The following is a 14,469-nucleotide window of genomic DNA, read 5'->3' on the forward strand; positions in this document are numbered from 1 at the left end:
TATGTTTTTTTTTTAGTTTAGGAGACTAATTAATTTTCCTCATAATGAAAAAAACTACCTTCATTTTAGTTTTGCTTTTATCTTTAATAGGTTTGCAGGCTAATTCACAAGTACTTAATGAGCCAGCCAATTGGCCAAATACCAATTGGACAGTTACTGGAACTTATAACACAGCTCCTACAGCATTTGAAGCAGATCCAACCACTACCGCAAACTTTGCATTTGACGATGATGATGCAGGTAGTACGAGTTCGGATAATATTCAAGCCGAGTCACCAATTATAGATTTGACTGCAGCATTTACTGCAGGAGAGACGTGGTTGTTTGTAGACTTTGATTATGTTTTTAATTGGATAAGTGCAGACGCCATAGGAGTTGAATATTGGGATGCAGATGCTGGGACTTGGAACCCTTGGGGAACTCCAATACAAGCAGATACACCAACACCACCAACAGATAATTTTTGTTCAGGTACTACGGTAGCCTTTACCTCAGAGCAATTAAACATAGCAGGCTTTACTGCGACACAGTTATCAGGATTTAAATACCGTCTATATTATGATGATGGTGGTATCTGGGGATGGGGATTTTGTATAAACTCTCCAACCGCAACCTCACAAATGCCTCCAACTTGTCCAGATATTACAGGTTTAACAGCAACAACTACAGGCGATAGTACTGCAGACATTTCATGGAACGTAGGAGGTACAGAAACCGAGTGGCAAATTTGGGTACAACCAGCAGGAACAGGTGTACCAACAACAGATGGTACAGCAACCATGTCTAACATGCCTTATCCAGCGATGGGGTTAACCCCTAGTACAGCGTATGAAGTATATGTTAGAGCTAATTGTGGTACAGATGGGTTTAGTAATTGGATAGGTCCAGTCAACTTTACAACCTTTAACACACCACCTCCACCACCAGTAGGAGTAACCTGTGCAAGTGGCGCATCGACATTTGTCTTTACAGAAGACTTTGGAACCGATACCAACACCAATCCATCAGGATGGACAGGAACAGGGTTTGATGGTTCTAACGGAAATTGGGACATTACCGCAGTGAGTGGAAACTCAGGTGGTACAGGACCAAACATCACTTGGGATGGAGTTGCAGGAGGCATGCACTTAGAATATGAAGCTTCAGGAAACGCAACAGATATTGCATCAGCCATTACACCTGCAATCGACTTATCGACTGCGGTTGATGGTGCAGAACTATCGTTTTACATGCATGCTTTTGGTACAGATATGGGAACGCTAAACGTAGGTGTTAGCACGTCTCAAACAGGACCATTTACGACAGAATATGCTTGGGTAGGTGACTATCAAGCTACAGCAGATGAAGCTTGGGTACCAATAGGAGTTAACTTAGATGCTTACTTAGGACAAGTCATTTATATAGAATTTAGCTATGGAGGTGCAGGAACAGGATTTGAAGGTGATATGTCTATCGATCAAGTTCGTGTGGAAACCTGTGGAAACTTCTGTGTAGCGCCAACAGGTTTAATGGTAGACGCTATAACAGATACTACAGCAGATATCTCTTGGACAGCTAATAACGGAGAAACCGCTTGGGAGATAGTAGTACAACCAGCAGGAACTGGTGTACCAACAGGACCAGGAACAGCTATTACCACCAATCCTTACACAGCAATGGGATTATCCTCAAGTACAGTGTATGAAGTATACATTCTAGCAGATTGTGGAAACGGAATGAGTGTATGGGCAGGACCAGTTAACTTTACCACACTTAACACACCACCACCACCACCAGTAGGAGTAACTTGTGCAAGTGGATCTTCTACATTTATCTTTACAGAAGACTTTGGAACTGATACCAACACCGATCCATCAGGGTGGACAGGAACAGGGTTTGATGGTTCTAACGGAAATTGGGATATTACTGCAGTGAGTGGAAACTCAGGTGGTACAGGACCAAACATCACTTGGGATGGAGTTGCAGGAGGCATGCACTTAGAATATGAAGCTTCAGGAAACGCAACAGATATTGCATCAGCCATTACACCTGCAATCGACTTATCGACTGCGGTTGATGGTGCAGAGCTATCGTTTTGGATGCATGCTTTTGGGGATGATATCGGTACGTTAAACGTAGGTGTTAGCACCTCTGCAACAGGACCATTTACGACAGAATACACTTGGATAGGTGACTATCAAGCTACAGCAGATGAAGCATGGGTACCAATAGGAGTTAACTTAGATGCTTACTTAGGGCAAGTCATTTATATAGAATTTAGCTATGGAGGTGCAGGAACAGGATTTGAAGGTGATATGTCTATCGATCAAGTTCGTGTAGAAACTTGTGGTAACTTCTGTGTAGCGCCAACAGGTTTAATGGTAGACGCTATAACAGATACTACAGCAGATATCTCTTGGACAGCAAATAACGGAGAAACCGCTTGGGAGATAGTAGTACAACCAGCAGGAACAGGCGTACCAACAGGACCAGGAACAGCTATTACCACCAATCCTTACACAGCAATGGGATTAACTGCAACAACAGATTACGAAGTATATATTCTAGCAGATTGTGGAAACGGAATGAGTGTATGGGCAGGACCAGTTAACTTTACCACGCTTAACACACCACCACCACCACCAGTGGGTGTGACTTGTGCAAGTGGAGGATCTACTTTTATATTTACAGAAAGTTTTGGAAACGATCCCAATACTGATCCAATCGGTTGGACAGGAACCGGTTTTGGAGGCGGAAATGGTGATTGGGATATTACTGCCGAGAGTGCAAACTCTGCAGGAACAGGACCAAACATCACTTGGGACGGTAGCCCAGGAATGCATTTAGAATATGAAGCTTCAGGAAACGCAACAGATATCGCATCAGCCATTACGCCAGCAATCGACTTAACACCTGCAATAGATGGTGCAGAGCTATCGTTTTGGATGCACGCTTTTGGAGATGATATCGGCACGTTAAATGTAGGTGTTAGTACGTCTGCAACAGGACCATTTACGACAGAATTTACATGGGCTGGTGACTATCAATCTACAGCAGATGAAGCATGGGTACCAATAGGAATTAACTTAGACGCTTATTTAGGACAAGTTATTTATGTAGAATTCAGCTATGGAGGTGCAGGTTCAGGATTTGAAGGTGATATGTCTATCGATCAAGTCCGTGTAGAGACTTGTGGTAGCTTCTGTATAGCACCATCGAATATAACAGCAACAAGTATTACAGAAACCTCTGCAGATATTTCTTGGACACCTAGTGGACCAGAAACTCAGTGGAATTATGTGGTGCAACCAGCAGGTACTGGTGTGCCAACATCAGGAACAACCGTTAGTACAACAACAGTGTCTGAAACCGCATTAAACCCAGCAACAGATTATGAAGTCTATGTACAGGCTATTTGTGGTGCAGATACCAGTGTTTGGGCTGGACCATATTATTTTTCAACCTTGTTACAATTTAATTTCACACTTGACTGTGCTGTAGATGGACCACAAACTATTAGTTATTGTTATGAAAATAATGATACTAACGTATTTACATTTACATCTACAGATGGAACTCCACTTAATTTAACCATTAATGCAGGTCAAGTAGAAAATAACTTTGATGAAGTGATTGTTTTAGATTCTGATGGAGTAACTAATTTGAATGCAGCAACTCCTTATGGAGCAGGAGGTCAAATAGGAGGATTAACTTTTCAATCTACAGGAGGCACCATTTCTTTTCAAGTTCAATCTGACGGTAGTATAAATTGCCAAGGAAACGGTTATACTTCAATTAACTTAACAGTAGCTTGTGCTACTTGTATAAATCCAACTGCAACATTTGTAGTTGTAGATGATTGCGCTAATGGAAATCAATTCCTTGTAGATGTTGATATAACTTCTCTTGGAGATGCTACATCTTTAGAGATAGCAGATAATCAAGGCGGAACACCTGTAAGCGTAATGACAACCGGAATAACACAATTTGGACCATATCCTTTCAATACAAATATAATTTTCACGGTGTCCAATGAACAAGATATTAATTGCGTAGTTACAAGTCAAGCGATATCATTAGCTGCTTGCCCACCTCCTAATGATAATCCTTGTAATGCAACAGTAGCATCTGTTAATTCAGATGAATCTTGTACAGTAATAAACCCTGGGACTTTAATAGAAGCGACTGATTCAGGTGTGCCAAATGGAGCTTGTACAACTAGTGCAGATGATGATGTTTGGTTTGAATTTACTGCTGTAGGTGACCAACAAATCATTCAAATACTTAATGTTGTAGGTGGTTTTAATGTTGATCATGCCCTTTATGAGGGTTCAGACTGTAATAACTTGACTCAAATGTATTGTACTACAGATGATTTTAGTTTAACACCAACATTAACTATAGGTAATACATATTATATTAGAGTATTCTCTGCAGGTACAACATCAACATCTATTACATTTGATTTATGTATTCAGACTTTAGGTGTACCAACGTATTGTACAGATGCTTTACCAATTTGTGCTGATCCAACAATATTTTATCCAAGTGTAGTAGGTGATCAAGTTGCGCCACCATATTTAGATTATGATTGTTTAGGAAGTCAACCAGATCCTCAATGGAATACAATTCAATTTGATGATCCAGGTGATTATGTATTCCAATTAGCACAAACAAATGCTGGAGGGACTGGTTTAGATATTGACTTTATTGTTTGGGGGCCTTTTACTGCTCAAGACACTGGTTGTTATGAGTTATTACCTCCAAATATTGCAGATTGTAGTTTCTCTGCTACTGCTACAGAAACTATTACTTTAACTGGAGTACCAGCTAATTCAATTTATATTATTCTTATTACTAACTACTCTCAGCAATCTGGAACTTATAATTTCACACAAACCTCAGGACCGTTAGACGGAACTAATTGTGATGTAGTATGTGATGTAACTTTAGACTACGATGGAATAGTTATAGATCAAGGTGCTTCTGCTCCTGATGGGTCAAGTGATGATATAAATTTATGCGGATATACTTCTGTAACATTAACTGCGGATACTGCATACTCTGTTGATACTTATGATTGGTATGTAGATGGGATTTATCAAAACGGTATTAATTCACCAACTTTTACAGCGACACAATCTGGACAATATCAATGTATAGTTGGTGGTGGTATATGTGCTGATTTTACCTCTTCTATAATAGCAAATATTAATTTCTTTGATTCAGCGACTGCACAACAAGCCCCTGCTTTAGAGGTTTGTGACGATGAAAACGGTAATGGTGTTTTTGATTTAGAATCCCAAACAGCAACTATTTTAGGAGCTCAAAGTAGTACGGACTTTGTTGTAACCTATTATTCAACTTTACCAAATGCTCAAGCTGGAACAAACCCACTTGTTTCACCTTACACAGCAGCAAATGGCACTACAATATATGTAAGAGTTGAAGATGTGGACGCTGTTGGTTCCATGTCTGGTTGTGCTTCTACTAATACTAATTTTAGTTTAATAGTAAATACCTCTCCTGAAGCTACTCAACCAATAGATTTATTAGCTTGTGATGATGGTACTGGAGTTGGAATATTTGATTTAACACAAAATGAACCTCTAATTATTGGAATTCAAACAGGTGTTTTAGTAACATATCACACTTCTCAAGATGATGCATTAAATGGTGTTAATCCAATTGCCGACCCTACTGCTTATAATAACATGACTAGTCCTCAAACAATTTATGTAAGAGTAGAAAATGCTTTAGCTAGTGATTGCTTCAAAACAACTAATTTTAATATTGAATTAAACATCTCCCCAGAGACCATGTTTGATTCTTCTATTGTTTATGAGGTATGTCCAAATGCTACAGTACCAATTACCATTAGTGCAGAAGCGGTTAACTATACGACTTCAGAGGTAAGCATTAAGTGGTATAATGAAGGTGTAGAAGTGGTTGGTCAAACCGGATTAGATTTACCAACAGTATTAACCCAAGGGACTTATAGTATAGAGGTGACCTTTAACGATACAGGATGTTCAAGCACTACAGATGTGTTTGTATCAGAATTAGAAACCTGTGTTATTCCACAAGGTATCTCACCAAATGGTGATGGGTTTAATGATAACTTTGATTTAAGTAGTTACGATGTACAACTATTAGAGATTTACAACCGTAATGGACGATTAGTCTATTCCAAAGAGAACTACTCTATGGAGTGGGAAGGTCAGTCTGATGACGGAGAGATGTTACCAGTAGGGACTTATTACTACGTCATGAAATATCAAGGAACAAAAACAAAAGCCGCTTGGGTATACATAAACAGATAAACTAACTAGCAAACCAACAAAATAACAGATGAAAAAAATAGTATATATCGTATTCCTAGTGTTTATAGGTGTACAAGCCCAACAAGATCCACAGTACACACAGTACATGTACAACATGAATGTGGTCAATCCAGCCTATGCAGGTTCATTTGATGGTGTCGCTATAGGCGCGCTATACAGAAGCCAATGGGTAGGGTTGGAAGGAGCACCAACCACAGGGACTCTAGCCATCCACTCGCCAGTAGGTAAAAACGTCGGTTTAGGCTTCTCTTTAATAAGTGATGAAGTCGGACCAGTAAACGAGACCAATGCCTATGTAGATTTCTCCTACACCATACCAGTAGGAACAGGTACCAAATTAGCGTTTGGATTAAAAGCAGGAGCCACGTTTCATGACATTGGGTTAACCGGATTAGATTTAATAGATCCTAACGATCCGTTTTTCTCGCAAAACATAAACGAGATTACACCCAATATTGGAGCAGGACTATATTTTTACAAACCAAGCAAATTTTATATCTCAGCCTCGATGCCAAATATTTTAAACTCGGTACATTTAGATGCCAATGGATTTAAAATAGGATCAGAGACACAGCACTTTTTTGGAGCAGCAGGTTACGTGTTTGATTTATCAGAAGACTTTAAGCTAAAACCACACGCTTTAGCCAAAATAGCATTTGATGCACCACTTAGTTTTGATGTTAATTTAAATCTGTTTATGTATGATTTTGTAGAGGTTGGAGCAGGATACCGTTTGGATGATTCCTTTAGTGGGATGATTAACTTTTTAGTAGCACCAAATTTAAGAATTGGTTATGCCTATGACAGTATCCAATCTCAATTAGATGTAGTGACCAATGCCTCACATGAGATTTTTGTTAATTTTGATATTAACCTTCCAAGAAAAGTATCACGTTCACCACGTTATTTCTAAACCTTAAGCTAACCAAGACAATGAAAAAAATACAACTATTTATAATCGCTATACTACTAAGCAGTACCAGTGTAATTGCCCAAAGTAATGCGACTAAAAGAGCCGATAAATTATTTGCTAAGTTTCAATTTGTAGACGCTATTGAGGCCTACAATAAACTTGTAGAAAAAGGAGAAGGTAGTGCCTACGTGTATTCTAGATTAGCAGAAGCTAACTACAATATATTTAGTACTATCGAAGCCGAGAAATGGTATGCTAAAGCAATTGAAGCCGGTAATGCAGAGCCAGAAACCCTGTGGAAGTATTCAGAGATGTTAAAAGCTAACGGTAAGTATGCAGCCTCTAATACGCAAATGGATAAGTTTGCATCCATGCGACCAGCAGATGAGCGTGCAGTACTCTACAAAGCCAATCCAAATTATTTATCAAAAATATTAGACAAAGGAAAAAAGTTTAACGTACAAAGCTTAGAGCTTAACAGTAGTAATTCTGACTTTGGAGGAACCCTTCAAGACGGTAAACTATATATTACTACCTCTAGAAATGATAATAGAAAAAAATATGGATGGAATGAAGAGCCATTCTTAGATATCTATCAGTACACCTTAGCAGATGATGGAACCTATCAAGGAGAGACGCTTCTTGGAAACGAAATCAATACCAAGTATCACGAAGGGATAACAAGCTTTACACCAGATGGTAAAACCATGTTTTTCTCTAGAGAAAGTTTCTTTGAAAACATTTACGAAAAAGACAGTCTGTCTAACACCAAGTATAGTGTCTTACACTTATTCAAAGCTAAAAAAGGAAGTGATGGCTTTTCACAAATAGAAGCACTGCCAATCAATAGTCCAAACTACTCCATTAAAAACCCAACTATTAGTGTAGATGGACGTACTATTTACTTTGCAAGTGATATGCCAGGAGGTTTTGGAAAGTTTGACATCTATAAAGCCACGTTAGACAACAATGGTAATGTAGGGACACCAGTAAACCTAGGTCAAAAAGTAAATACAGAAGGCCAAGAGATGTTTCCATACATTAGTAGTAACAACACCTTATACTTCTCGTCAACAGGCCACTTAGGATTAGGTGGTATGGATGTCTTTTACACCAAAGAAATAGACGGTAAAGTAGCACCAATTCGTAATGTAGGTATCCCAATTAATAGTAATGGAGATGACTTTGCATTTAGAATGAACGAAGATACAGGCGAAGGGTTTGTCTCTTCCAATCGTGAAGGTGGACAAGGTAGTGATGACATTTACGCTATTAAAAAACTACAACCATTATGTGATGTGCTAATTGTAGGAACTGTTTTAGATGATAAAACAGGAGAATCATTAGCAGGTGCACTAACCAGTTTAGTAGATGCAAACGGAAACGTGTTAGCCTCTAAACCAGCCAATGCAGAAGGACAAGTAGAATACATAATAGAATGTGAAACAGATACCGAGTTACAAGTCACTATGGATGGTTATGAAAGTAACAAGGTTGCTATCGCAGGAAGTAATGAAGAAGAAGTTGCAGCAACGGTAAGATTACAACCAATAGAGAAGATTGTCATCCCACAAGAGCGTGTGGTACTTAATCCAATATACTTTGACTTTGACAAATCTAATATCACAGCACGCGCAGCGTTTGAGTTAGACAACTTAGTACAAGTCATGAACAAGTATCCTGATTTAGTGATACAGGCGACCTCACATACCGATTTTAGAGGATCAAGACAATACAATCAAGGCTTGTCAGAACGTCGTGCACAAACTACAGTACAATACGTCATCTCTAAAGGAATTGATGCAAATAGAATTAGCGCCTCAGGACGTGGTGAGACAGAACCAGCAGTAGACTGTAACCCTTGCTCTGACGAAGAACACCAACTAAACAGAAGAAGCCAATTCTTTATTGTTAGTGGTGGCCCACAAAGACAATAAAAACACACTTATAGTTTACAACCAAAACACACTATAAACCATAAAAAAAGCCTTACTAATTTAGTAAGGCTTTTTTGTTATTTAATTTGTTTACCATTTTTATCAAAAAAATGATATTCAAGGTACGTGTAAGCATCTCTTGGTTGTACTTTTACCCATTTTTTGTGTTCAAAAAACCATTTTGAACGAATAGATGGAAAACCTTTTGTTAAAAAGGCTGCTATAAAAGGATGTGTGTTTAAAGTCACCTTTTTATAGTCTTTTTTAAATAGTTGTTCTAAGTCATGAGTTATTTTTTGCACTAATACTATTGGTGCTTCAACCTCTTCTCCATTAATACCATTAGGATTTTCTTCTCTGGTCTTAATATTCATTTCCGGTCTTACTCTTTGACGTGTAATTTGAATCAATCCAAACTTACTAGGAGGTAATATTTTGTGTTTGGCTCTATCATCTTTCATTTCGTCACGAAGATGATTATATAGTTTTTTTCTGTGTTCTGCAGTATTTAAATCTATAAAATCTACTACAATAATTCCACCCATATCTCTTAATCTTAATTGTCTGGCAACTTCAGTTGCAGATATTAAGTTAACTTCTAGAGCAGTATCTTCTTGAGAGTTTGATTTGTTAGATCTATTACCACTATTTACATCAATAACGTGAAGCGCTTCGGTATGCTCTATAACAAGGTATGCACCTTTAGCCATAGAGACCGTTTTACCAAAAGCAGTTTTGATTTGTCGTTCTATCCCAAATTTTTCAAAAATCGGAACATTGGACTGATGTAATTTAACTATTGATTCTTTTTTTGGTGCAATTTGTTGCACATAATCTTTTACTTGAACATGTAACGCTTCATCATCTACATGAATCCCAGTAAAGGTGTCATTAAATATATCTCTTAATATTGAAGAGGCTTTATTTAACTCGCCTAAAACTTTGGTAGGATGATGCGCTTTATGTAATTTTTTACACATTGCAGTCCAACGACTAAGCAAATTTTGTAAATCTTTATCTAGTTCGGCTACTTTTTTGCCTTCTGCTACTGTTCGTACAATAACGCCAAAACCTTGAGGAGTAATACTCCTAACCAATCGTTTTAAACGCTCTTTTTCTTCTTTACTTTCTATCTTCTGAGAGATAGAAATACGGTCAGAAAATGGCACTAAAACAATATATCTACCAGCTATGGAAAGCTCTGAGCTTATCCTTGGGCCTTTTGTAGATATAGGTTCTTTAACTATTTGTACTAAAATAGATTGATTTGATTTTAAGACGTCATTAATTTTTCCGTCTTTATCAATATCTTTTTCAAATGGGTAATTTTTTAAAGAAAAATCTTTTAGTTTACCTGTGCTTACACTTTTTGTGAATTTTAAAAGCGAAGATATTTTTGGGCCTAAATCATGATAATGCAAAAATGCATCTTTCTCGTAACCTACATTAACAAATGCAGCATTTAAACCTGGAACAGCTTTTCTAATTTTGGCAATAAACACGTCGCCAACTGCAAAATTGTTCCCATCTTCTTCTTTATGTAATTCAATTAATTTTCCATCTTTTAATAAGGCAAAATCAACAGCTTCTGGACTAGATCTAATAATTAATTCTTTATCCATTTAGGTTAATTTTTATCCATACAATTACGTATAGATGGATTATACATTATATCTTAATTACTTTAATTAAGATAATTCACAGGATTTTTTAAATCCGGTTGAGTCTAATAAACACGCAAGGTTTTACGTATTATAATTTAAACTCTATTTTCAAAGAACGATAATTTTAATAAACCAAAAAAGTAGTTAAATAAACTACTTTTTGGAATTATTTTTTCTTTTTGTGACGATTAGCACGTCTACGTTTTTTACGCTTATGCGTAGCAACCTTGTGTCTTTTACGTTTTTTACCACTTGGCATAGGTTAATGTTTTTTTAATTAATAATTCGTTTATAATGTTTTACTTGACGTCAACGTTTGTTTTTACACCTTCTACAAATACTTTTGCAGGTTTAAACGCTGGTATGTTATGAGCAGGAATCTTTATTGTTGTGTTTTTAGAAATATTTCTTCCTGTTTTTTCAGCTCTTGTTTTAATGATGAAACTACCAAATCCTCTAAGGTAAACATTATCTCCACTTTCTAAAGAAGTTTTTACTTCTTCCATAAAAGTTTCTACAGTTGCTTGAACATCTCCTTTTTCTATTCCTAGTTTTTCTGAAATTTTTGTTACTAAATCAGCTTTAGTCATTGTCTTTTAGTGTTTGGGTTATTAATTTTTCTAAGGGTTGGCAAATATAGTCATTTAATATTCAATATTTCAAACCTAATTCATTAAAATTTAAAGTGATAAACTTTACTTTTGTATTTCTTACTTTTTAACAATAAATGAACATATCAAAACAATTAATCAATTGGTATACAGATAATAAACGAGATTTACCTTGGCGCAACACCAAAAACCCTTATTTTATTTGGCTTTCCGAAATTATTCTACAACAAACACAAGTTATACAAGGGTTACCCTATTATGAGTCTTTTATTGCAAATTTCCCTACTGTTTTTGATTTAGCTGAAGCTGAAGAACAAGAGGTGTTAAAATTATGGCAAGGACTAGGATATTACTCTAGAGCTCGAAATTTACATGCATCTGCTAAATATATTGTTACTGAGCTGGATGGTAAATTCCCAGATACATTTGAAGAAATTATTAAGTTAAAAGGTGTTGGAGATTATACTGCAAGCGCGATAGCTTCAATTTGTTTTGATGAAGTTACAGCTGTGGTAGATGGAAACGTGTATAGAGCTTTATCTAGACTTTATGGTATTGAAACACCTATTAACACTACTCAAGGATTTAAAACTTTTAAAACGCTTGCACAACAATTAATAGATACTAAACAACCAGCTACATTTAATCAAGCTATTATGGAGTTTGGTGCTAGATTATGTAAGCCTAAAAATCCAGATTGTAATAGTTGTCCTTTTAACAACAAATGTGTAGCCATACAAAAAAACATAATAAGCGATTTACCAGTCAAGCTGAAAAACACCAAGGTTACCAAAAAGCATTTTAACTATATCGTGATACTTTCTAGAGATCAAAAAACAATTTTAGAACAACGTCAAGGTCAAGGGATTTGGCAAAACTTATATCAATTTCCGTTAATTGAAACCTCTAATGAAGCCAATCATTCAACCATTTATAGTGAAATAGAAAATTTAAATGTTTTAAAAGGTAAAACGTTTCAGTTAACCGTTTTCAATCAGAAGCCCATTATTCATAAATTATCACATCAACATTTGTATACTAAATTTTGGATTGTAAACTTAGAGCAAGAATTACCAGAGGGTGTTTTAACTTCTAATATCCAAACATATCCAGTGCCAATTTTGATTGGAAATTTTATTGAAAAATTCAATTTTTAAAAGCTTAACAGTCAGCACTTCAATATTTTTTATTAAATTTATTTACATTGACGCTTAAAACTGTAATTTTGTAGCGGTAATAAAATCCATAATTTATGTCAGGAACACTTAATAAAGTAATGCTAATTGGGCATTTAGGAGATGAAGTAAAAATGCACTATTTTGAAGGAGGTGGTTGTGTGGGACGTTTTCCGTTAGCAACTAACGAAACTTATACCAGTAAGCAAACTAACGAGCGTGTAACTAATACAGAGTGGCATAATATTGTTGTACGTAATAAAGCTGCAGAAATTTGTGAAAAATACCTTACTAAAGGTGATAAAGTATATGTAGAAGGCAGAATTAAAACTAGAAAATGGCAAGATGATTCTGGTAACGATAGATATAGCACAGAAATACAAGTAACAGACTTTACCTTTTTAAGTACTAAAAAGGACAGTGATGCTACTGCTGCTGCAAATAATAATGTGCAACAACAAGCTAAACCAAATACAGAAAAACCAACATCGCAACCCATAGCTGGTGACGATGACCTTCCGTTTTAATTATTAACTATGGATCCTGAACCCTCGAGTTTTATAGCATTAATCATTACAGACAATATTAACGTTGCACTAGGTTTTGTGCTCTTAATAGTACTACTAATTTGCTCTGCGATGATCTCTGGAGCAGAGGTTGCTTTATTTTCTTTATCAAAATCAGATTTAGAAGATGAAGCGATACAAAACAAAAAACAAATACAGATTATAACTAAGTTGTTAGCACGTCCAAAAAAGCTATTAGCCACTATATTGGTAGCCAACAATTTTATAAACATTGGTATAGTCATCCTGTTTGCTTTTTTAGGTAATTATTTGTTTTCTGGTATTTCTTCTGTAGTTGTTAAGTTTGTGGTGGAAGTTGTTGTTATAACCTTTTTAATACTATTGTTTGGAGAGATTTTACCAAAGATTTATGCTAGTCGTAATAATCTAAAGTTCTCCACATTTATGGCTTACCCATTACGTGTATTGGATGTGTTGTTTTCGCCATTAAGCCTGCCAATGCGAAGTATAACTTTAGGGATTCATAATAAATTAGGAAAGCAAAAGTCCAATATAAGTGTAGACCAATTATCTCAAGCATTAGAGTTAACCAGTGAGCATGATACCACCAAAGAAGAACAAAAAATACTACAAGGTATTGTTAGTTTTGGTAACACAGATACTAAGCAAGTTATGCAACCTCGTATAGATGTATTTGCTTTAAATGTAGAACAACCATATAGCGAGATTATTTCTGAAATAACTAACAATGGTTATTCTAGGATACCAGTGTTTAAGGATAATATGGATACTATTGTTGGTGTATTGTATGTTAAAGATTTACTACCTTATATAGACAAAAAAACATTTGATTGGACCACACTGTTAAGAGACCCATTTTTTGTCCCAGAGAACAAGAAGTTGGACGATTTAATGGCAGAATTCCAAGAAAAGAAAGTCCATCTAGCTGTTGTGGTGGATGAGTATGGTGGGACTTCTGGACTGGTGTCTTTAGAAGATATAATTGAAGAAATTGTTGGAGATATTAGTGACGAGTTTGATGACGAAGATTTAATCTATTCTAAATTAGACAATAAAAATTATGTTTTTGAAGGTAAAACAGCATTAAAAGATTTTTATAAAATAATTAAGCTAGAAGATGATATTGTTTTTGAAGACCATAAAGGTGAAGCAGAAACTCTGGCTGGATTTATTTTAGAAAATTCGGGAGGTTTTCCTAAACGAAACAGTAAAATAAATTTTGAAAATTACGTTTTTACTATAGAGGCATTGGATAAAAAGCGTATCAAACGCGTTAAGGTGACTTTACCATAAAACTT

The 14,469-nt window shown here is 36.1% G+C and carries 8 protein-coding genes; 6 read left to right on the top strand and 2 right to left on the bottom strand.

The genetic code is table 11. The annotated features are described in order from the left end of the window. The first annotated feature begins 44 nt into the window (after positions 1-44). Genes Ollyesu_RS06305 through Ollyesu_RS06315 form a run of 3 tightly spaced genes read left to right on the top strand, consistent with a single transcriptional unit; the run spans position 45 to position 9,173 of the window. On the top strand, positions 45-6,302 hold the full coding sequence (locus Ollyesu_RS06305; RefSeq protein ID WP_279302949.1) for a fibronectin type III domain-containing protein: 6,258 nt from the start codon (positions 45-47) through the stop codon (positions 6,300-6,302). A 28-nt stretch (positions 6,303-6,330) separates the two neighbouring features. Then, the gene (locus Ollyesu_RS06310) at positions 6,331-7,236 is read left to right on the top strand and encodes a type IX secretion system membrane protein PorP/SprF (RefSeq protein WP_279302853.1); all 906 of its coding nucleotides are present in this window, start codon (positions 6,331-6,333) and stop codon (positions 7,234-7,236) included. A 20-nt stretch (positions 7,237-7,256) separates the two neighbouring features. After that, on the top strand, positions 7,257-9,173 hold the full coding sequence (locus Ollyesu_RS06315; protein WP_279302852.1) for an OmpA family protein: 1,917 nt from the start codon (positions 7,257-7,259) through the stop codon (positions 9,171-9,173). Positions 9,174-9,250: 77 nt separating this feature from the next. On the opposite strand, the gene Ollyesu_RS06320 is transcribed toward Ollyesu_RS06315, so the two are convergent. Further along, a complete protein-coding gene (locus tag Ollyesu_RS06320; protein WP_279302950.1) occupies positions 9,251-10,795 on the bottom strand; it encodes an Rne/Rng family ribonuclease in 1,545 nt (514 codons plus the stop codon). Positions 10,796-11,136: 341 nt separating this feature from the next. Then, on the bottom strand, positions 11,137-11,427 hold the full coding sequence (locus Ollyesu_RS06325; protein ID WP_111660937.1) for an HU family DNA-binding protein: 291 nt from the start codon (positions 11,425-11,427) through the stop codon (positions 11,137-11,139). A 137-nt stretch (positions 11,428-11,564) separates the two neighbouring features. Between Ollyesu_RS06325 and mutY the strand changes: the two genes are divergently transcribed. The 3 genes from mutY (at position 11,565) to Ollyesu_RS06340 (ending at position 14,464) form a co-directional block, all read left to right on the top strand. After that, on the top strand, positions 11,565-12,605 hold the full coding sequence (gene mutY, locus Ollyesu_RS06330) for an A/G-specific adenine glycosylase (RefSeq protein ID WP_279302951.1): 1,041 nt from the start codon (positions 11,565-11,567) through the stop codon (positions 12,603-12,605). A 95-nt stretch (positions 12,606-12,700) separates the two neighbouring features. Next, the gene (ssb, locus tag Ollyesu_RS06335; RefSeq protein WP_279302952.1) at positions 12,701-13,150 is read left to right on the top strand and encodes a single-stranded DNA-binding protein; all 450 of its coding nucleotides are present in this window, start codon (positions 12,701-12,703) and stop codon (positions 13,148-13,150) included. A 9-nt stretch (positions 13,151-13,159) separates the two neighbouring features. Continuing rightward, positions 13,160-14,464: a gliding motility-associated protein GldE gene (locus Ollyesu_RS06340; protein ID WP_279302953.1), complete on the top strand. Its 1,305-nt coding sequence runs from the start codon at positions 13,160-13,162 to the stop codon at positions 14,462-14,464. Positions 14,465-14,469 lie beyond the last annotated feature (5 nt).

It is taken from the genome of Olleya sp. YS (assembly GCF_029760915.1).
Lineage (GTDB): Bacteria > Bacteroidota > Bacteroidia > Flavobacteriales > Flavobacteriaceae > Olleya.